The organism is Pseudomonas sp. Marseille-QA0892 (assembly GCF_054950135.1).
The window spans coordinates 3,130,694-3,151,465 of sequence record NZ_CM143104.1 but is presented as its reverse complement, the minus strand read 5'-3'; the positions used below and the strand labels follow the sequence as shown (position 1 = coordinate 3,151,465).

Below are 20,772 nucleotides of genomic sequence, written 5' to 3'. Positions count from 1 at the left end.
GCCCTTTAGCCCATGTTTCGTGCGATGTTAGAGAGGTTCCGGTTCGGTTTGGGGTTCTTGCGGTAAACCAGTGCGACCTTCCCAATTGACTGCACCAGTTCACAGCTGCCTGCCTTGCAGAGCTCGTCAATAATGGCGCGGCGATCCTCGCGTTCAGCCACGCGGACCTGGACCTTGATAAGCTCATGGTCGTTAAGTGCGCGGTCAAGCTCTGCGAGTACGCCTTCGGTCAAACCATTCTCGGCGATCATCAATACGGGTTTTAGATGATGTCCGATAGATTTGTACTGTTTCTTCTGGTCCTGAGTGAGCGGCATAATCAACCCCTGTGACTGGCCATGCGATTGGCGTTGGAAAAAGCCGGTAAGTGTACCTGAGCGGCAGAAGTCATGCTCGTTGATGATAGTGCAGACCATGGTGGGTTCTTCGCGTGGCGGCAAAGCCAGGCACCTTGGTTGGCACCGGCGAATGCTGCAGCACAAGGTTCAAGTCCGGCGTGTCATCGCATTGATTGGGTGCATTGGCCTGGAGCCGCCCGCAGGCATGTCCTTGAGCCGCGCAATAGGGTACAAATGTAAGGGCCGCTTTTGTTTCACTCATGCCACGCGCATGACCGGAACCATTGTTGCTTGAGGCCGCAATGAATTTGTCGAACCGATTGCACTTGGATCGATTTTAGTCGTCCAAAGCAAATAAAGCGTTACAGACGGCGCCTGCGAAATGTAGGGGTTGTGTAGTAAGTTAGGCCGGTGAACATCCGGTCGTCATGTGGGGTCCTGCCCGCCAGGGCGGCTTCAGAGGGTAGTGAATTGAACGACATGGCAAAGAACCTGATCCTGTGGCTGATCATCGCGGCCGTACTGGTGACGGTGATGAACAACTTCTCCAGCCCTAGCGAGCAGCAGACGCTGAATTATTCCGACTTCATCCAGCAGGTGAAGGACGGTCAAATCGAGCGGGTTACGGTTGACGGATACGTCATCACGGGCAAGCGCCAGAACGGGGAGAATTTCAAAACGATCCGTCCTGCAATCCAGGACAACGGGCTGATTGGCGATCTCGTCAACAGCAACGTTGTGATTGAGGGCAAGCAGCCCGAGCAGCAGAGCATCTGGACACAGCTGCTTGTAGCGAGCTTCCCGATCCTCGTCATCATTGCAGTCTTCATGTTCTTCATGAGGCAAATGCAGGGGGGCGCGGGTGGTAAGGGCGGCCCGATGAGTTTCGGCAAAAGCAAGGCACGCCTGCTCTCCGAAGATCAGGTCAAGACTACTTTCGCCGACGTCGCCGGTTGTGACGAGGCGAAGGAAGAAGTCAGCGAGTTGGTCGAGTTCCTACGTGATCCGGGCAAATTTCAGCGTCTGGGCGGTCGTATCCCTCGCGGCGTTCTAATGGTCGGCTCTCCGGGTACCGGTAAAACGTTGCTCGCGAAGGCTGTAGCCGGCGAAGCGAAAGTGCCTTTTTTCACCATTTCGGGGTCTGACTTCGTCGAGATGTTCGTGGGCGTCGGTGCAAGCCGTGTCCGGGACATGTTCGACCAAGCGAAGAAGCACGCGCCTTGCATCATCTTCATCGATGAAATCGACGCAGTGGGTCGTCATCGTGGCGCAGGCCTGGGTGGCGGTCATGACGAGCGCGAGCAAACGCTTAACCAGCTGCTTGTCGAGATGGACGGGTTTGAGATGAACGATGGCATCATCGTCATTGCGGCTACCAACCGCCCCGACGTTCTCGATCCGGCGCTGCTTCGGCCGGGGCGCTTCGATCGCCAGGTGGTCGTTGGTCTTCCTGACATCCGCGGACGCGAGCAGATCCTCAAGGTGCACATGCGCAAAGTCCCGATTGGCGATCACGTTGATCCGGCTGTCATTGCGCGTGGTACACCAGGCTTCTCCGGCGCGGACCTCGCGAACCTTGTCAACGAGGCATCCCTCTTTGCAGCGCGAGCGGGCAAGCGCATCGTGGATATGCGTGAATTCGAACTTGCGAAAGACAAGATCATGATGGGCGCCGAGCGCAAGACCATGGTCATGTCCGAGAAGGAAAAGCTGAACACGGCATACCATGAGGCCGGTCATGCGATCGTTGGACGCTTGGTGCCTGAGCATGATCCTGTCTACAAGGTGTCGATCATTCCACGGGGCCGTGCGCTGGGTGTGACGATGTTCCTGCCTGAAGAGGATCGCTACAGCCTGTCCAAGCGTGCCTTGAATAGCCAGATCTGCTCGCTGTTCGGTGGGCGTATCGCTGAAGAGATGACTCTCGGATTTGAAGGGGTCACTACGGGTGCATCCAACGACATCATGCGTGCTACCCAGTTGGCCAAGAACATGGTTACCAAGTGGGGGTTGTCGGAAAAGCTTGGTCCTTTGATGTATGCCGAGGAAGAGGGCGAGGTGTTCCTGGGTCGCAGCGCTGGCAGCCAGCAGACCAATGTTTCTGCACAGACTGCACAGCTCATTGATCAGGAAGTCCGCAGTATCATCGACCATTGCTATGGCACGGCCAAGCGACTGCTCGAGGAGAATCGCGACAAGCTCGACATGATGGCCGAAGCGCTGATGAAGTACGAAACGATCGATGTTGGTCAGATCGACGACATCATGGCTGGCCGCACCCCAAGAGAGCCTCGTGACTGGCAGGGTGGCTCCGGCGACTCTACTCCGCCTCGTGAAGAGACCGGTCGTCCCGAGACGCCTATTGGTGGGCCGGCTGGCGAGCACTAAGTAGCGTTTATGTCCAATCCGCTATACCCGACCCGGTTGCCCTTTGGGCGCCGGGTCGTTGATTTTTCAGTGCCCCACGTCATGGGGATCCTCAATGTCACACCTGATTCGTTCTCAGATGGTGGTCGCTTCAACCAGGTTGATGCTGCGCTACGCCATGCCGAGCAAATGGTTCGTGCAGGGGCAACGTTCATCGATGTTGGAGGTGAGTCGACCCGTCCAGGCGCCGCTGCGGTGTCGCCGGAGGAGGAGCTGGATCGTGTCGCGCCGATAGTCGATGCAATTGCCCGCGAACTGGATGTCGTCATCTCGCTTGATACGTCCACCCCGCTGGTCATGCTCGAGGGCGCGGCGCTAGGTGCGGGCCTTATCAATGACGTAAGGTCGCTTGCCCGGCCGGGAGCTCTCAAGGCCGCAGCCGATACCGGCCTGCCAGTGTGTCTGATGCATATGGTTGGTGAGCCAACTACCATGCAACTGGATCCGCGTTACGACGATGTGGTGCAGTCCGTAATCACATTTCTTTCGCAGCGCACTGAAGCCTGCGTTAATGCAGGAATTCCTCGTGAGCGAGTCATTGTCGACCCCGGCTTCGGCTTCGCCAAAACGCTGCAGCATAATCTGGTGCTTTTTCAAAGGTTGCCTGAGTTGGCCGTTTTGAAGTCACCGATGCTTGTGGGTGTCTCCCGCAAATCCATGATCGGTAAGGTGCTGGACAAGCCGGTGGATGAGCGTCTCATTGGCAGCGTGGCCTTGGCGGGGCTTGCGGTTGCGAAAGGTGCACGGATACTTCGCGTACATGATGTTGCAGAGACGGTAGACGCCGTGAAAATGATCGCCGCGGTAGAATCGGCGAATTGAGCGATATGGAGCTTCCATGAGCAGAAAGTATTTTGGCACCGACGGCATACGTGGCCGCGTAGGGCAGTTCCCTATTACCCCTGATTTCATGCTCAAGCTGGGTTGGGCCGCGGGAATGGCCTTCCGAAAGCAGGGCAGATGTCGTGTCCTGGTAGGCAAGGACACCCGTATCTCGGGATATATGTTCGAATCGGCGCTTGAGGCCGGTTTGTCCGCGGCAGGCGCGGATGTCATGCTGCTGGGCCCTATGCCCACACCCGCGATCGCCTACCTTACTCGTACGTTTCATGCTGAGGCGGGCATCGTCATTAGTGCTTCCCACAATCCTCATTACGATAACGGCATCAAGTTCTTCTCGGGGAAAGGTAGCAAGCTTCCCGATGAAATCGAGCTGATGATCGAGGAATTGATCGATGCGCCAATGAGTGTTGTGGAGTCAGCGAAGCTTGGAAAGGTCTCGCGGATCAATGACGCAGCGGGACGTTACATTGAGTTCTGTAAAAGTTGCGTGCCCACTGGGACAAGCTTCGCAGGGCTAAAAATAGTCGTCGACTGCGCTCATGGCGCTACATACAAAGTCGCACCCAGCGTATTTAAGGAGCTCGGCGCACAGGTCGTGGTGCTCTCAGCGCAGCCGGATGGCTTGAATATCAATGACCGTTGCGGTTCTACACATATGGAATCGCTCCAAGCTGCAGTCGTAGCGCAGTCGGCTGATCTTGGTATTGCTTTTGATGGAGATGGCGATAGGGTTCTGATGGTCGACCACACCGGGGCCGTAGTGGATGGCGATGAGCTGCTGTACATCATTGCGCGCGATCTCCGTGGGCGCGGCAAGCTGCAGGGTGGGGTCGTAGGTACCCTTATGAGCAATTTGGGGCTTGAGCTGGCATTGGCCGAATTGGGTGTGCCATTCATGCGTGCAAAGGTCGGGGATCGCTACGTTATGGCGAATCTCCAGGAGCGCGATTGGAAGCTCGGCGGAGAAAATTCCGGACATATCGTATGTGGGCAATATGTGACCACTGGAGACGCAATCGTCGCTGCGCTTCAGGTGCTCATGGCTCTGGATCGAAGTAAACAAAGTCTGGCAGGAGCGCGCCAAGGCGTTCGGAAGATGCCTCAGGTCCTTGTGAATGTCCGCTTTCAGGGCGGGAATGATCCGGTGACGCACCCAGCGGTACAGGACGCCTGTGATCGTGTAACGGAGCAAATGGCTGGAAAAGGGCGGGTGTTGCTACGTAAATCCGGTACTGAGCCGCTCGTGCGCGTGATGGTCGAAGGTGACGATGAGGTAAAGGTTCGGGGCTACGCGGATGAGCTGGCGAAAGTAGTAACTGAGGTATGTGCTTGATTTCGCTTGCAAGTACAAAAATGGTCCTGTAACATCCGCCACCACTTTGATCGACGAGGTCAGGCATGCGTCGTCCACTCGTGGCAGGCAATTGGAAAATGCACGGCACCCGCGCGTCAGTCGACGAGTTGGTGCAAGAGATACTCAAGCTTGAGGTCTCGCCAGGAGTTGACGTTGCTGTATTGCCAGCGTCACTGCATGTTGAGCGGGTTGTCTCGGTTTTAGGTGGCACGCAGGTCGTGGTGGGTGGGCAGAATTGTGCTCATGAAGCATGGCAGGGTGCACTTACTGGTGAGGTTTCCGCGGCGCAGTTGGCTGACGTCGGTTGCCAGATGGTTCTGGTCGGTCACTCCGAGCGGCGTCAGCTGTTCGGTGAAACGGATTCAATGATTAGTCGTAAGTTTATCGCGGCTCAGTCATGTGGTTTGACGCCGATACTGTGTGTCGGCGAGACGCTTGAAGAGCGTCAGGCGGGTAGAACGCTAGAGATCGTTACCGAGCAGTTGGGTAACGTTGTGCATGAGTTGGGTATCAGTGCTTTTGCTCGTGCAGTTATCGCTTACGAGCCCGTATGGGCGATAGGCACCGGTTTGACAGCTACACCTGCTCAAGCACAGGCTGTGCATGCGGCAATACGGTCGCAATTAGCAAGTGAGAGTGGTCAGATCGCGTCGGGTATCCGGCTGCTGTACGGTGGCAGCGTCAAGGCTGCAAATGCCGAAGAGCTGTTTGATATGCCCGATATCGACGGTGGGCTTGTGGGTGGAGCTTCGCTGAATGCGGATGAGTTCGGGGCGATTGTTCGCGCCGCTGGAAGTAAATGATGGTTGAGACGATCGTAATCGTTGTGCACCTGCTGGTTGCTCTGGCCGTCGTCGGTCTGGTGTTGATTCAGCAGGGCAAGGGCGCCGATGCAGGTGCTTCGTTTGGTTCGGGTGCTTCGGCAACCGTGTTTGGTGGGCAAGGTTCTGCTACCTTTTTGAGTCGCATTACTGGTATACTTGCCGCGCTTTTTTTCTTGACCAGTCTTGGGTTAGCATATTTTGCTAAGGAAAAGGCTGAGGCACTAAGCGGAGTTGGTCTTCCTTCTCCTGCGGCAATCGAAGCGCCGCAGCAGAATGCACCAAGTGACGATGTGCCGCTGCTTGAGAAGCCTCAGTCGCCTGCTGAAGCGGGGGATGTTCCGGGGGTTCCAGAGCAGAAGTAAAGTGTTTTGCCGAGGTGGTGGAATTGGTAGACACGCTACCTTGAGGTGGTAGTGGCCATAGGCTGTAGGGGTTCGAGTCCCCTCCTCGGTACCATAAACACAAGAAAGCCCGCTTTGCGGGCTTTCTTGTTTCCAGGTGTTTGGTTGACCCGTGTTTCGTTATGGTCGTATAATCCGGCACCAGCTTTGACGCGGGGTGGAGCAGTTCGGTAGCTCGTCGGGCTCATAACCCGAAGGTCGTTGGTTCAAATCCAGCCCCCGCAACCACTAGTAGAGGCCCCTGTTTAGGGGCTTTTTCTTAGCTGGATAGTTTGTGCTGCAACCGATGCAGCATTCAGGGATGGGCGTGATGCCCATTTTTTGTTTGTATTCATATAAGAGGGGCTCAGGTGTCGAGCAAGCTAGAACAGTTGCAGGCCATGCTGGGCCCTGTAGTCGAAGCGCTTGGCTATCAGTGCTGGGGGATAGAGTTCATATCCCAAGGTAAGCATTCGCTCTTGCGGGTCTATATCGATCATGTCGACGGCATTCTTGTCGAAGACTGCGAAACGGTCAGTCGTCAGATCAGCGGCGTGCTGGATGTCGAAGATCCCATTACAAGCGAATACACGCTTGAAGTCTCTTCCCCAGGTATGGATCGGCCGTTGTTCACGCTGGAGCAGTTCGCTGCGCATGCCGGCGAACAGGTCAAGATCCGGCTACGGTCGCCCTACGAGGGTCGACGCAACTTCCAAGGCCTCCTGCAGGGTACCGAGGATCAAGATGTCGTGGTTCGCGTTGAAGAGCACGAATATCTGCTACCGATCGATCTGATCGATAAAGCCAATATCATTCCCCGTTTCGATTGAGCCGTGGATCCGACGGGCCAAATGGATTGCGAAAGGCGAGGCGTACATGAGTAAAGAAGTACTGCTGGTTGTTGAGTCGGTCTCCAATGAAAAGGGTGTACCGGCAGGCGTCATTTTCGAGGCATTGGAATTGGCGCTCGCAACGGCGACCAAAAAGCGCTACGAGGAAGAAGTCGAGCTGCGTGTATCGATCAATCGTGTCACGGGCAACTACGATAGCTTCCGCTGCTGGCACGTGGTCGAGGATGAGGATTTCCAGAATCCGGCATCTGAGCTGACCGTTGAAGAGGCGCAGGAGCAAAAGCCAGACGCGAAGGCCGGCGATATCATCGAAGAGAAGATCGAGTCGATCGAGTTTGGCCGGATCGCTGCTCAAACAGCGAAGCAAGTGATTGTTCAGAAGGTTCGCGAGGCTGAGCGTGCTCAGGTTGTCGAGGCCTATCGCAACCGCTTGGGCGATATCATCTCTGGTACCGTGAAGAAAGTGACCCGGGATAACGTCATCGTTGATCTTGGAAACAATGCCGAAGCGCTTTTGGCTCGCGACCAGATCATTCCTCGGGAGACCTTCCGAGTCGGCGCCCGTCTGCGTGCCCTGCTGAAAGAAATCAGGACGGAGAATCGTGGACCTCAGTTGATTCTTTCCCGTACTGCACCGGAGATGCTGATCGAACTTTTCCGCATCGAAGTGCCGGAAATCGCTGAAGAGCTCATCGAGGTGATGGCGGCTTCCCGTGATCCCGGCTCGCGCGCCAAGATTGCGGTTCGATCGAAGGATAAGCGTATTGATCCGCAGGGTGCCTGTATCGGTATGCGTGGATCCCGTGTCCAAGCCGTATCGGGTGAACTGGGCGGCGAGCGTGTCGATATCGTGCTATGGGACGATAATGTTGCTCAGTTCGTCATCAACGCGATGGCGCCGGCAGAAGTCGTTGCGATCATTGTCGATGAAGACGCCCATGCCATGGATATCGCGGTAGGCGAAGATAACCTGGCGCAGGCAATCGGCCGTGGGGGTCAGAACGTCCGCCTCGCAAGTCAGTTGACTGGCTGGACACTGAATGTCATGACCGAAGCAGACATTCAAGCGAAGCAACAGGCCGAGACCGGCGACATTCTGCAGACCTTTATCGACGAACTGGATGTTGACGAAGAGTTCGCGCAGGTGCTGGTTGAAGAAGGTTTCACGAGCCTTGAGGAAATTGCTTACGTGCCCATGGAGGAGATGCTCAGCATCGAGGGCTTCGACGAGGATATCGTCAATGAATTGCGCGTCCGTGCAAAGGATCGCCTGCTGACGAAAGCAATCGCAACTGAAGAAAAGCTTGCCGATGCCCAGCCGGCTGACGATCTCCTCGAACTCGATGGGATGGAAAAGGATCTGGCGCTGGAATTGGCAATGCGCGGCGTCATCACTCGCGAAGATCTCGCGGAGCAGTCCATCGACGATCTGCTTGAGATCAAGGGTATGGATGAAGAGCGCGCTGGCAAATTGATCATGGCCGCCCGAGCCCATTGGTTCGAATAAGAAGTCGCGGCCTGAGGAGAGAAATGCATGACGCAAGTCACGGTGAAAGAACTGGCCACTGTGGTCGATACACCGGTTGAGCGCCTGCTTCTGCAGATGCGCGAGGCAGGTCTGCCGCACACCAGCGCCGAACAGTTGGTAACGGATAACGAGAAACAGGCGCTTTTGGCGCACCTGAAGGGTAGCCACGGCGAGCGAATGGAAGAACCACGCAAGATCACGTTGCAGCGTAAGACTACGACTACGCTGCGCGTTGCAGGCAGCAAGACGATTAATGTCGAAGTTCGCAAGAAGAAGACCTACGTCAAGCGCGATCCGGCTGAACTTGAAGCAGAGAAGCAGCGCGAGCTCGAAGAGCAGCGTGCCGCGGAAGAAGCTGCGCGTTTGAAAGCCGAAGAAGAAGCACGTCGCGCGGCTGCTGCCGAAGAAGAGCGCCGCAAGCAGGAAGAGGCCGAAGCCGCCAAGACTGCCAAGGGTACTGAAGAGGCCGCTCCTGCCACTCCGGCCGACGTGCCGGCCGCTGCCGTCGCACAGCCTTCTGTTGCTCCATCGCCTGCCGCAGCCCCAGCTGCAGCGGCCACCGATGGGCACAAGGTCGAGGTGCGTAAGCGCGAAGAGCCGCGCCGCCCTGAGAAGGCGCGCGATGAAGACGATCGTCGCGACCGAAAGAATGCACAGCATCGTCCTACGCTAAAGGACAAGGGCATGACGTCCCGCGTCGGGCCGCGAGCGCCCTCGAGTGATGACGATGCCGAAGGCTTCGCTCGCCGTGGCGGTCGTGGCAAATCCAAGCTCAAGAAGCGTAATCAACACGGGTTCCAGAGCCCGACAGGACCTATCGTGCGAGAAGTAAGTATCGGAGAGACCATCACGGTCGCCGACCTGGCTGCGCAGATGGCGGTCAAGGGAGCTGAAGTCGTCAAGTTCATGTTCAAGATGGGTACGCCTGTCACGATCAATCAGGTACTTGACCAGGAAACCGCTCAGCTCGTTGCCGAAGAGATGGGTCACAAGGTGAAGCTCGTCAATGAGAACGCTCTGGAAGACCAGCTGGCCGAGTCCCTGAAGTTCGAAGGCGAGGCGATTCACCGCGCGCCGGTCGTCACTGTCATGGGTCACGTTGACCACGGCAAGACGTCTCTGCTCGATTACATTCGTCGTGCCAAGGTGGCGGCCGGTGAAGCGGGCGGTATCACCCAGCATATCGGTGCCTATCACGTCGAAACGGATCGTGGCATGGTTACCTTCCTTGATACGCCTGGTCACGCCGCGTTCACTGCGATGCGTGCCCGTGGTGCGAAGGCAACGGACATCGTCATTCTGGTCGTCGCGGCCGATGACGGTGTCATGCCCCAGACCGAGGAAGCCATCCAGCACGCCAAGGCGGCTGGTGTGCCGATCGTCGTGGCGGTGAACAAGATCGACAAGCCGGAAGCGGATCTTGACCGCATCAAGAATGACCTGGCTGGTCGTGACGTCATTCCAGAAGAGTGGGGTGGTGATACTCAGTTCGTACCGGTTTCGGCCAAGGTCGGAACAGGCGTTGACGAATTGCTCGAAGCTGTACTGCTTCAGGCAGAGGTCCTCGAGCTGACGGCACGTCCGGAAGCCCCTGGCCGGGGCGTTGTGGTCGAGTCCCGCCTGGACAAGGGTCGCGGTCCGGTCGCTACCGTACTGGTCCAGGACGGTACGCTGCGTCAGGGCGACATGGTCCTGGTCGGTGTCAACTATGGTCGTGTCCGAGCGATGCTCGACGAGAACGGCAAGCCGGTCAAGGCAGCGGGCCCATCCATCCCGGTCGAGATCCTCGGACTGGATGGTACGCCGGATGCCGGTGACGAGATGACGGTGGTTGCCGACGAGAAGAAGGCGCGGGAAGTCGCGCTGTTCCGTCAGGGCAAGTTCCGGGAAGTCAAGCTGGCACGGCAGCATTCCGCGAAGCTCGAGAACATCTTCGAGAACATGGGCCAGGGCGAAGTTAAGACCCTGAACATCGTGCTCAAGTCTGATGTTCGCGGTTCGCTGGAAGCTCTGCAGGGTGCTTTGGCGGATCTGGGCAACGAAGAGGTCCAGGTACGTGTCGTGGGCGGTGGCGTAGGTGGTATTACCGAAAGCGACGCCAACCTTGCTTTGGCTTCCAATGCAGTGTTGTTCGGCTTCAACGTTCGTGCCGACGCTGGCGCGCGCAAGATCGTTGAGCAGGAAGGCCTGGATCTGCGCTACTACAACGTCATCTATGACATCATCGAAGACGTCAAAAAGGCGCTTTCGGGTATGTTGGGCAGCGACGTTCGCGAGAACATCCTGGGTACTGCAGAAGTGCGCGATGTCTTCCGCTCGCCAAAATTCGGCGCTATCGCGGGTTGCATGGTCATCGAAGGTACGGTCTACCGTAACCGTCCGATCCGTGTACTGCGTGATGACGTTGTTATCTTCGAAGGTGAGCTTGAGTCGCTGCGTCGCTTCAAGGACGACGTCGCCGAAGTGCGCAATGGCATGGAGTGCGGTATCGGCGTGAAGAGCTACAACGACGTGAAGGTCGGCGACAAGATCGAGGTCTTCGAGAAAGTCCAGGTCGCGCGTACCCTCTAAGCGTTCCCGCAGATCAGAACGGCAAGCACCCGGATTTCATCAGGGGCTTGCCGTTTCTCTTTACGGGAAATGAATCCATGGCTGCGGTTCGCGGCTCGAGGTGCTTTCAATGGCCAAGCAATACAGTCGTACACAACGCATCGGTGATCAGATGCAACGGGAGTTGGCGCTCCTTATCCAGCGGGAGATCAAGGATCCACGGCTCGGGCTGGTAACCATTACTGCAGTTGATGTCACACGTGACCTGTCTCACGCCCGTGTGCATATCACGGTTATGGGGAAGGACACGCCTGACGATATCAAGCAGAACCTCGAGATCCTCAAGGATGCCGCAGGTTTTCTACGCATGCAGCTCGGCAAGGCAATGAAGCTGCGTACAGTTCCACAGCTTCAGTTCCTTTACGACGCCAGTATCCGCCGAGGAGCGGAGCTGTCAGCGCTCATCGAGCGGGCTGTGGCGGAAGACCGAGAGCACCGCGAGGACTGACCGTGGGACAAGTGAAGCGTATTCGGCGGAAAGTCGATGGCGTATTGGTGCTCGACAAGCCAAAAGGGTTTTCGTCGAACGCCGCATTGCAGAAGGTCCGTTGGCTGCTCAATGCCGAAAAGGCAGGGCACACAGGAAGCCTCGACCCTCTGGCAACGGGTGTGCTCCCGCTGTGCTTCGGCGAGGCAACGAAGTTCTCTCAGTACCTGCTCGATGCGGACAAGGGATACGAAACCGTTATGCGCCTGGGAGTCACTACGACGACCGGGGATGCGGAGGGCGAGATCCTCGAGCGCAAGCCTGTTGACGTGGCTGAAACCGCTATCGAACAGGTGCTGCCTCGTTTTCGAGGTGCCATTGAACAGGTACCGCCGATGTATTCGGCACTCAAACGTGACGGTCAGCCGTTGTACAAGCTTGCACGTGCTGGGGAAGTGGTGGAGCGCGCGCCGCGTTCTGTTAGTATTGCGCGCCTGGATTTGATGGCGCTGGACGGTGATTCAGCGCGTTTGGCGGTAGCCTGTAGCAAGGGCACGTATGTGCGCACATTGGTCGAAGATATCGGTGCGTTGCTCGGATGCGGTGCGCATGTTGCAGAGCTGCGCCGGACAGTTGCTGGTCCATTCGACCTAACCCATGCGGTGAGCCTCGAGACACTCGAGGCGGTCCACGCCGAAGGTGGTAGCGAAGCGCTCGAGCGCTTCCTGCAGCCGGTGGATAGCGGACTGGAACACTGGCCGCTCGTCCAACTTTCCGAGCACAGTGCTTATTATTGGCTGCACGGTCAGCCGGTTCGCGCGCCAGGTGCGCCGAAGTTCGGTATGCTGCGCGTCCAAGATCACACCGGTCGCTTCATTGGTATCGGTGAGGTAGATGACGACGGGCAAATTGCCCCGCGTCGCTTGATTCGGGCGGAATGAGATTCTCAGACCGGCCGTAACGAGGGTGGCTGTCAGCAGGCACGGTCATTTCTCTTTATTAAACACGGGCATGGCCCGGCCTGTTCACTCAAGGAGCCCATCATGGCACTGAGCGTTGAAGAAAAAGCCCAGATCGTAAACGAGTACAAGCAAGCTGAAGGTGATACCGGTTCGCCGGAAGTGCAGGTCGCTCTCCTGACCTTCAACATCAATAAGCTGCAAGGCCACTTCAAGGCCAACGGTAAAGACCACCACTCGCGTCGTGGCCTGATCCGTATGGTTAACCAGCGTCGTAAGCTGCTGGATTACCTGAAAGGTAAGGACACCACTCGTTACAGCGCCCTGATCGGTCGTCTGGGTCTGCGTCGCTAAGACGCACGAGCTGGAAGTCAGAAGCTGGAAGTAGGAGTCACTCTTGCTTCCAGCTTTTTGCTTTCAGCGTCCGTTTTATCCCTGGAGCGTGCCGGGTCCGAATCCCGCCCATTCCAACGATTTCCCCAAAGGCAACAAAGAGAAGGAAAACCCGTGAATCCGGTAATCAAGAAATTCCAATTCGGTCAGTCGACCGTCACCCTGGAAACCGGGCGCATCGCCCGCCAGGCTTCCGGCGCTGTACTCGTAAGCGTCGACGATGACGTGACTGTCCTGGTCACCGTGGTCGGTGCCAAGACCGCGGATCCAAGCAAGGACTTTTTCCCGCTGTCCGTGCACTACCAAGAGAAGACCTACGCCGCAGGCAAGATCCCCGGTGGCTTCTTCAAGCGCGAAGCGCGCCCATCCGAGAAGGAAACGCTGACGTCGCGTCTGATCGACCGCCCTATCCGCCCGCTTTTTCCGGAAGGCTTCACCAACGAAGTCCAGGTTATCTGCACCGTGGTTTCCACGAGCAAGAAAACCGATCCGGACATCGCTGCAATGATCGGTACGTCTGCCGCCCTGGCCATCTCGGGTATCCCTTTCAGTGGCCCGGTCGGTGCTGCCCGTGTGGGCTTCCATGAAAGCACGGGCTACCTGCTGAACCCGAACTACGAACAGCTCAAGGCGTCCAGTCTCGACATGGTCGTGGCCGGTACCGAAGAAGCCGTTCTGATGGTCGAGTCCGAGGCGCAAGAGCTGACCGAAGACCAGATGCTGGGCGCGGTGTTGTTCGCTCACCAAGAGTTCCAGACCGTTGTCTCCGCCATCAAGGAGTTTGCGGCCGAAGCAGGCAAGCCAGCGTGGAGCTGGACAGCGCCTGCTGAAAACACCGAGCTACTCTCTGCTATCAAGGCTGAATTCGGTAGTGCGATCTCCGAGGCCTATACGATCACCATCAAACAGGACCGCTACAGCCGCCTGGGCGAGCTGCGTGATCAGGTGGTGGCGCGTTTCGCCAAGGAAGATGGCGAGCCGACCGTCGCTGAAGTCAAGGATGTCTTTGGACTGCTTGAATACCGCACTGTCCGCGAGAATATCGTCAATGGCAAGCCGCGCATCGATGGCCGTGACACCCGTACCGTCCGCCCGCTGAAGATCGAAGTGGGTGTTCTTGACAAGACCCACGGCTCGGCACTGTTCACCCGTGGTGAGACTCAGGCGTTGGTAGTAGCGACGCTTGGTACAGCGCGCGATGCACAGCTGCTCGATACGCTTGAAGGCGAAAAGAAAGACGCCTTCATGCTCCATTACAACTTCCCTCCGTATTCGGTAGGTGAATGTGGCCGTATGGGCGCCACAGGTCGTCGTGAAATCGGTCACGGCCGCCTCGCTCGTCGCGGTGTAGCTGCCATGCTGCCAAGCGCGGATGAATTCCCGTACACCGTTCGTGTCGTGTCGGAAATCACCGAGTCCAACGGGTCCAGCTCCATGGCATCGGTTTGCGGTGCATCGCTTGCGCTTATGGACGCTGGTGTCCCGATGAAGGCGCCTGTAGCGGGTATCGCGATGGGTCTGGTCAAGGAGGGCGACAAGTTCGCCGTATTGACCGACATCCTCGGTGATGAAGATCATCTGGGTGATATGGATTTCAAAGTGGCCGGCACCGACAAGGGTGTTACCGCGCTACAGATGGACATCAAGATCCAGGGCATCACCGAGGAGATCATGGAGATCGCGCTCGGTCAGGCGCTCGAAGCGCGCCTGAACATCCTGGGCCAGATGAACCAGGTGATCGGTCAGTCGCGTAGCGAATTGTCCGCCAACGCGCCGACGATGATTGCGATGAAGATTGATCAGGACAAGATCCGCGATGTCATCGGCAAAGGTGGTGCAACCATCCGTGCGATCTGCGAGGAGACGAAGGCGTCCATCGATATCGAAGACGATGGTTCCATCAAGATCTTCGGTGAAACCAAGGAAGCGGCAGAGGCTGCTCGTCAGCGCGTTCTCGGCATCACGGCTGAAGCCGAGATTGGCAAGATCTACGTCGGCAAGGTTGAGCGGATCGTCGACTTTGGTGCATTCGTGAACATTCTTCCGGGCAAGGACGGCCTGGTGCACATTTCGCAGATCAGCGATCAGCGCATTGAGAAGGTCACTGACGTTCTGAAGGAAGGCGAGGAAGTCAAAGTATTGGTGCTGGACGTAGATAATCGCGGCCGCATCAAGCTATCGATCAAGGACGTTGCCGCGGCTGAAAGCTCTGGCGCCTAATCGATTTAATGTGTTGAACGAAAAGGGCCTTATGGCCCTTTTTGTTTTTCCAAGCGGACAATGTGATGGCATGCAGGATGCAATGCTGCACGACGGAAAAATTGCAAGCTGCAAGAAAAGTGAAATGTAAAAAATTCATAAGTTACTGAAAAAGCTCATAAAAAACAGAGCGAAGCGTTGGCACGGGCGTTGCGACTTAACTTTCAAGTTTGCAGTGCATTGCGCTGCGACTATCCCCCAAGAATGGAGTAACGAATATGAAAATGCCCTTTGAGAAGTGGACTTTCGCTGCTGTCACTGCCGCCGCTCTGAGCCTTCCGTTGGCCAACGCCGCCCATGCTGATACCAGCGCGCGTTTTGAAGGTGCACAGCCTGTCATGCTGGCCGCCAACGATACGGTAGACAAAGCTGAAGAAGCAGTGTCCGACACCTGGATCACCGGCAAGGTGAAGTCGGCATTCTTGGCTGATGACGCGATCAGCGGCCTGGATATCAAAGTCGAGACCAACAAAGGCGTTGTCTCGCTTTCGGGCGCCGTCCCGTCTGATGCTGAGCGCAAACTGGCAATCAAGCGCGCTGAAGAGATCAAAGGTGTGCGCAGCGTTTCGGCCGACGGCCTGAAATCCACTGAGTGATTCCAAGCTAACGCATCTTCCGTCGCCGCTCTTGTAGCGGCGATCTCGTATCTGGCTTTTGCCACTCGCAATATGTGAGTAGAAAAACACTAGTTACTACGGCGGTGCGAGGCCCAACCGTCTATGTGCACGATGTGAGGATCCGTTTTGGACGGCCCATCGAAGCACAGGGGCAATACGTCGTACGCCTGCCTGGATAGCCATTGACTCAGTGCCGCTAACCTTCAGCTGAAGTTGCCGCCTGGCCCAATCAGGCAGTAGGTCCACACCCGCTCGCATCATAAGCGATCCAACCGGTTTCGCCAGCGCGCTTGGGGCCGGCGCGTTGAAAAGGACATCTAGCACTTCTTGCGTCCTTTTATCGAACCTCAGCTCGGGCCGAATGTTGTCGATGAACGCCACAATTTCAGCGCGACATTTAGGCACATCGCGAGCGCCCAGGCGCTCAGCGACTAGAGCAATCTCAGCGTAGTAGCGGTCTTGCTGCTCTACAGAAAGCATTGGATTTTTATAGCGAAGGTGAGCGGCCAGAAAACTCGATACTTCGGCCACGTGCACCCACGTTAGCAAATAGGGGTCATTCGCCGAGTAGGGCTCGCCGTAGGCAGTGGTTCCAACGATATTGGCGTGTATGTCGCGAACGCGTTGTATCAAACGCTCAGCATCGTCGATGCCGCCAAAGGTGGTGCCTGCGATGAATTGGCCTGTCCGCCGCAAGCGTCCGATCAGGTCCGCTCTGAAGTTGGAGTGGTCCCAGACGCCAGCCAGTGCGGCTGGATGCAGCATTTGTAGCATCAACGCAGTGATGCCGCCGATGAGCATCGACGTGAAATCCCCATGGACGCGCCAGCTTACGGATTGCGGGCCGAAGAGCCCCGGGTCGCCCAATGGCTTTTCGAAGTCAACCCCTTTCAGGCCCAGCCCCGTCAGACTGAGCACCTGACGTTCGATACGTTGCCGCACCCACTCCATAACGCATGTCTTCCAGATGAGGGGCGCCGAATCGCCCGGCGCCCTGGACCAACCTTGATCGTCAGGTGTTCTTGCGCTCCGCGATCAACTTGTCTACCACGCTAGGGTCGGCCAACGTCGATGTGTCGCCGAGACTATCGATCTCATTGCAGGCAATCTTACGCAAGATACGGCGCATGATCTTGCCTGATCGGGTCTTCGGTAGGCCTGGAGCCCATTGGAGGAAATCAGGCCGAGCAAAGGCACCTATCTCCTGCGCGACCATCTTGTTCAACTCCTGGCGCAGTTCCTCGCTTGGCTCCTTGCCACTCATGAGGGTTACGAAGGCATAGACGCACTGGCCCTTCACGTCGTGGGGACAGCCAACCACAGCCGCTTCCGCCACGATATCGTGCAGGGCGAGCGCACTTTCGACCTCGGCCGTTCCGATCCGGTGTCCGGAGACGTTGATGACGTCGTCCACGCGCCCGGTAATCCAGTAGTAACCGTCTTCGTCTCGGCGCGCACCGTCACCGGTGAAGTAATAGCCGGGGTAGGCACTGAAGTAGGTTTCCACCATGCGCCTGTGGTCGCCGTATACGCTACGGATCTGACTTGGCCAGGTGTCCTTGATGGCCAGCACGCCTGAGCCTGCGCCTTCGATTTCCTTGCCGTGTTCGTCAAGCAATACAGGCTGCACGCCGAAGAAGGGGCGTGTGGCTGAACCAGGCTTGAGCGGCGTCGCGCCGGGCAGTGGGCTGATGAGGATGCTGCCGGTTTCGGTTTGCCACCAGGTGTCCACGACCGGGCAGCGCTGTTCACCCACGACGCGGTAATACCATTCCCACGCCTCCGGATTGATGGGCTCACCTACGGTACCGAGAAGTCGTAGGCTTTGCCGGGATGAGCTCCTGACCGCCGCTTCGCCTTCTCGCATGAGTGCCCGGATCGCGGTGGGTGCCGTATAGAAGATGTTGACCTTGTGCTTGTCCACTACCTGCCAGAAGCGCGATGCATCCGGATAACTCGGCACGCCTTCGAACATGAGCGTCGTCGCAGCATTGGCGAGCGGGCCATAGACGATGTAACTGTGCCCTGTGACCCAGCCAACATCTGCGGTGCACCAGTACACGTCACCCTCGTGATAGTCGAAGATGTACTTGTGGGTCATCGCGGCGCTGAGCAGATAGCCCCCGGTAGTATGCAGCACGCCCTTGGGCTTGCCGGTACTACCGGACGTATAAAGAATGAACAGCGGATCCTCCGCATCCATCGGCTCGGCCGGGCAGTCGGCTGACACGCCTTGAATCGCTTCCTGATAGCGCAGGTCGCGTCCTTCGACCCACTGCACATCCGCGTGCGTGCGTTCGACGACGATGACCGTATCGACACCAGGGCAGCTTTGCAGCGCCTTGTCCACGTTCTGCTTCAAGGGAATACGCTTGCCGCCGCGAACGCCTTCATCGGCGGTGATGACGGCATGACAGTCGGCATCCTGTATGCGGTCTCGCATGGCCTCGGGCGAAAAGCCGCCGAACACGACCGAGTGGACCGCACCAATGCGGGCACATGCCAGCATGGCGTAGGCCGCCTCTGGAATCATGGGCATGTAGATGCAGACACGGTCGCCCTTGGCTACACCCCGCGACTTGAGCACATTTGCCAGCCGGCAGACGTGTTCATGCAATTGCCGGTAGGTAATGCGCTGGGAATCTGCTGGATCGTCGCCCTCCCATATGATCGCGACCTGGTCGGCTCTTTTATCGAGGTGGCGATCAATGCAGTTATGAGCGACGTTGAGCTTGCCCCCTTTGAACCAGGCGGCCTGGCCTTCTTTCAGGTTGCGTTCGCGGACCGTGTCCCAGGGTTTGAACCAGTCCAGAAACTGCTCAGCCTGGGAGGCCCAGAATTCTTCTGGATTTTCTACTGATTCACGGTAGAGGCGCTCGTAACCGGCTTCATCCAGATGAGCGCTTTGGCGCACGGCGTCTACGACCGGGTAAGTGGCGGACATGGCGGACTCCTTGTTGTTGTGGGTTGGTGTTTCGCCAGCGGCGTGATACGCACGCGAAAGGGTGGCGAAGGAGCATCACCAGTTTAGGCCGGTATTTGACGTGTCGGTTCGGCGCGAAGGCCAATGGGGCGGGAGAGTGTTTCGAGGTGTGGGCGACGGTTGAGTGAAGAGGGCATGTGCTCCGCGCCGCAAGGGCGGAGCACATGAGCTGGATCAGCCGCGGTGACGGCTGCGGAAGTAGTCGATCAACCCTTGAGTGGACGCATCATCCGCAGGTAGCTGGTCATGGCCGGTCATCTGTTGATAAACCGTCTTGCCGAGCTCCTTGCCAAGCTCGACGCCCCACTGATCGAACGCGTTGATGCCCCAGATCACGCTTTGCACGAATACCTTGTGCTCGTACAGCGCAACCAGTGCACCAAGACGACGTGGATCGATCCGTTCCACGACCAGGGTATTGCTCGGACGGTTGCCCGGGATCACCTTATGTGGAGCCACGCGTTGAACTTCATCCTCCGGCATACCCTTCGCGCGAAGCTCGGCCTCGGCCTCTTCGCGGGTCTTGCCGAGCATGAGCGCCTGACTTTGGGACAGGCAATTGGCGTACAGCCACTGATGATGGTCGGCAACTGGGTTGTAGCTGGTGACCGGGACGATGAAATCCGATGGGATCATCAGCGTGCCCTGGTGCAGCAACTGGTGGTAGGCGTGCTGGCCGTTACAACCCACGCCGCCCCAGATCACAGGGCCGGTCGCGCAAGAGGCCTGGGTGCCGTCCTGGCGTACCGATTTGCCATTCGATTCCATGTCCAGCTGCTGCAGGTGCTTCACGAAATTGCGAAGGTAGTGATCGTAAGGCAGGAACGCGTGTGTCTGGGCGCCCCAGAAATTGGCGTACCAGACGCCCAGCATGGCAAGCAGAACAGGCATGTTCTCTTCGAACGGCGCATTGCGGAAATGCTGATCCATCGCATAGCCGCCGGACAACAGTTCCTTGAAGTTCGACATGCCGATCGCCAGCGCTGTTGGCAGGCCGATGGCGGACCACAGGGAATAGCGCCCGCCCACCCAGTCCCACATTGGGAATACGTTCTTCTCGCGGATGCCGAATTCGACGGCAGCCTTGATGTTGCTCGTGACCGCGATGAAGTGGCGGTACAGCTTCTCTTCGGTACCGCCGCGGGCGAGGTACCACGCGCGTGCTGCCTGCGCATTCTTCAACGTTTCGAGGGTGCCGAACGTCTTGCTCGAGATGATGAACAGCGTTGTCTCTACGTTCAGTTTGGCCGTAACCTCGCGGAATTCGCTGCCGTCGATGTTCGCAAGGTAGTGGCAGCGTACGCCATTCTGCGTGAACGGCAGCAGCGCTTCGGAAACCAGCTGCGGACCAAGGAACGACCCACCGATACCGATGTTGACGACGTCCGTGATGGTCTTGTCGTTGTATCCACGCCACTGATTGGTATGGATACGCCCTACGATGTCGGTCATCTGGTGAATGACACGGTGCACCTCGGGCATGATGTCCTTGTCATTGACCAGCAGGCGGTCGCCCAATGGACGGCGCAGCGCCGTGTGCAGGGCGGGGCGACGCTCGGACGAATTCACGTATTCGCCTTCAAGCAGCGCGTGAATGGCCTGCTCGAGGCCGCTTTCGCGGGCAAGGCTGTAAAGCAGCGACAGGGTCTGATCGTTGATCAGGTTCTTGGAGTAGTCGAGGAACAGACCGGACGTGGTAAAGGAGTACTTCTCGAAGCGCTTGTCGTCCGTCGCGAACGCCTCACGCATGCTGAAGCGCTGCATTTCCAAGCGATGGTCGGCGAGCGCCTTCCATGAAGGAAGTGTGGTGACATCAATCGGGTTTTGGTAGTACGCCATAGCGTGTCGGCTTCCTTTCTATAGCTGTCTGTATGCCGGTGGCTCGTCCTGAAGGAGCGCCGCGATGCGCGCATCTTCCGCGGGCATCGCATAGTCGACAGTATTCGAGCCAAAAAAACGGGAGCGGTTCCGAACCGGCC

The 20,772-nt window shown here is 57.5% G+C and carries 17 protein-coding genes and 2 tRNA genes; 15 read left to right on the top strand and 4 right to left on the bottom strand.

From position 1 onward, the window contains the following. Window positions 1–5: 5 nt before the first annotated feature. Entirely contained in the window at window positions 6–317 is a 312-nt protein-coding gene (gene yhbY, locus ACY8D3_RS14645; RefSeq protein WP_462384394.1) for a ribosome assembly RNA-binding protein YhbY, read from the bottom strand. A 501-nt stretch (window positions 318–818) separates the two neighbouring features. On the opposite strand from yhbY, the gene ftsH reads away from it, so the two are divergent. The 15 genes from ftsH to ACY8D3_RS14570 all read left to right on the top strand — a co-directional run bounded on the left by ftsH (window position 819) and on the right by ACY8D3_RS14570 (window position 15,789). Further along, window positions 819–2,726 (top strand): ATP-dependent zinc metalloprotease FtsH, encoded by a 1,908-nt coding sequence (ftsH, locus tag ACY8D3_RS14640; protein ID WP_462379506.1) that lies wholly within the window; start codon window positions 819–821, stop codon window positions 2,724–2,726. A 9-nt stretch (window positions 2,727–2,735) separates the two neighbouring features. Next, window positions 2,736–3,587 (top strand): dihydropteroate synthase, encoded by an 852-nt coding sequence (gene folP / locus ACY8D3_RS14635; RefSeq protein ID WP_462379504.1) that lies wholly within the window; start codon window positions 2,736–2,738, stop codon window positions 3,585–3,587. A 16-nt stretch (window positions 3,588–3,603) separates the two neighbouring features. Next, complete coding sequence (gene glmM / locus ACY8D3_RS14630; RefSeq protein WP_462379503.1) at window positions 3,604–4,941, top strand: phosphoglucosamine mutase; 1,338 nt, start codon at window positions 3,604–3,606, stop codon at window positions 4,939–4,941. A 65-nt stretch (window positions 4,942–5,006) separates the two neighbouring features. After that, window positions 5,007–5,765 carry a triose-phosphate isomerase gene (gene tpiA / locus ACY8D3_RS14625; protein WP_462379502.1) on the top strand — a complete coding sequence of 253 codons (759 nt, stop codon included), beginning with the start codon at window positions 5,007–5,009 and terminating at the stop codon, window positions 5,763–5,765. Further along, the gene (gene secG, locus ACY8D3_RS14620; RefSeq protein ID WP_462379501.1) at window positions 5,765–6,148 is read left to right on the top strand and encodes a preprotein translocase subunit SecG; all 384 of its coding nucleotides are present in this window, start codon (window positions 5,765–5,767) and stop codon (window positions 6,146–6,148) included. The genes tpiA and secG overlap by 1 nt, the downstream gene beginning before the upstream one ends. Before the next feature lie 8 nt (window positions 6,149–6,156). Further along, window positions 6,157–6,242, top strand: a tRNA-Leu gene (locus tag ACY8D3_RS14615). Window positions 6,243–6,338: 96 nt separating this feature from the next. After that, window positions 6,339–6,415, top strand: a tRNA-Met gene (locus tag ACY8D3_RS14610). A 122-nt stretch (window positions 6,416–6,537) separates the two neighbouring features. Further along, complete coding sequence (gene rimP, locus ACY8D3_RS14605; RefSeq protein WP_462379500.1) at window positions 6,538–6,996, top strand: ribosome maturation factor RimP; 459 nt, start codon at window positions 6,538–6,540, stop codon at window positions 6,994–6,996. Between the two features lie 46 nt (window positions 6,997–7,042). Further along, window positions 7,043–8,524, top strand: a complete 1,482-nt coding sequence (gene nusA, locus ACY8D3_RS14600; protein ID WP_462379498.1) for a transcription termination factor NusA — start codon at window positions 7,043–7,045, stop codon at window positions 8,522–8,524. Between the two features lie 27 nt (window positions 8,525–8,551). Next, window positions 8,552–11,116, top strand: a complete 2,565-nt coding sequence (infB, locus tag ACY8D3_RS14595) for a translation initiation factor IF-2 (RefSeq protein WP_462379497.1) — start codon at window positions 8,552–8,554, stop codon at window positions 11,114–11,116. Between the two features lie 109 nt (window positions 11,117–11,225). Further along, the gene (gene rbfA / locus ACY8D3_RS14590) at window positions 11,226–11,603 is read left to right on the top strand and encodes a 30S ribosome-binding factor RbfA (RefSeq protein WP_462379496.1); all 378 of its coding nucleotides are present in this window, start codon (window positions 11,226–11,228) and stop codon (window positions 11,601–11,603) included. A gap of 2 nt (window positions 11,604–11,605) precedes the next feature. Then, a complete protein-coding gene (gene truB, locus ACY8D3_RS14585) occupies window positions 11,606–12,523 on the top strand; it encodes a tRNA pseudouridine(55) synthase TruB (RefSeq protein WP_462379495.1) in 918 nt (305 codons plus the stop codon). 102 nt (window positions 12,524–12,625) lie between these two features. Next, window positions 12,626–12,895, top strand: coding sequence for a 30S ribosomal protein S15 (gene rpsO, locus ACY8D3_RS14580; protein WP_462379494.1), 270 nt, complete (start codon window positions 12,626–12,628; stop codon window positions 12,893–12,895). Between the two features lie 153 nt (window positions 12,896–13,048). Continuing rightward, complete coding sequence (gene pnp, locus ACY8D3_RS14575) at window positions 13,049–15,154, top strand: polyribonucleotide nucleotidyltransferase (RefSeq protein ID WP_462379493.1); 2,106 nt, start codon at window positions 13,049–13,051, stop codon at window positions 15,152–15,154. A 263-nt stretch (window positions 15,155–15,417) separates the two neighbouring features. After that, window positions 15,418–15,789, top strand: coding sequence for a BON domain-containing protein (locus tag ACY8D3_RS14570; protein ID WP_462384392.1), 372 nt, complete (start codon window positions 15,418–15,420; stop codon window positions 15,787–15,789). Window positions 15,790–15,885: 96 nt separating this feature from the next. On the opposite strand, the gene ACY8D3_RS14565 is transcribed toward ACY8D3_RS14570, so the two are convergent. The 3 genes from ACY8D3_RS14565 to pgi all read right to left on the bottom strand — a co-directional run bounded on the left by ACY8D3_RS14565 (window position 15,886) and on the right by pgi (window position 20,632). Continuing rightward, window positions 15,886–16,761, bottom strand: a complete 876-nt coding sequence (locus tag ACY8D3_RS14565; RefSeq protein WP_462379492.1) for an oxygenase MpaB family protein — start codon at window positions 16,759–16,761, stop codon at window positions 15,886–15,888. A gap of 61 nt (window positions 16,762–16,822) precedes the next feature. Continuing rightward, a complete protein-coding gene (acs, locus tag ACY8D3_RS14560) occupies window positions 16,823–18,754 on the bottom strand; it encodes an acetate--CoA ligase (RefSeq protein ID WP_462379491.1) in 1,932 nt (643 codons plus the stop codon). Window positions 18,755–18,967: 213 nt separating this feature from the next. Further along, window positions 18,968–20,632, bottom strand: a complete 1,665-nt coding sequence (pgi, locus tag ACY8D3_RS14555) for a glucose-6-phosphate isomerase (protein ID WP_462379490.1) — start codon at window positions 20,630–20,632, stop codon at window positions 18,968–18,970. Window positions 20,633–20,772: the final 140 nt, after the last annotated feature.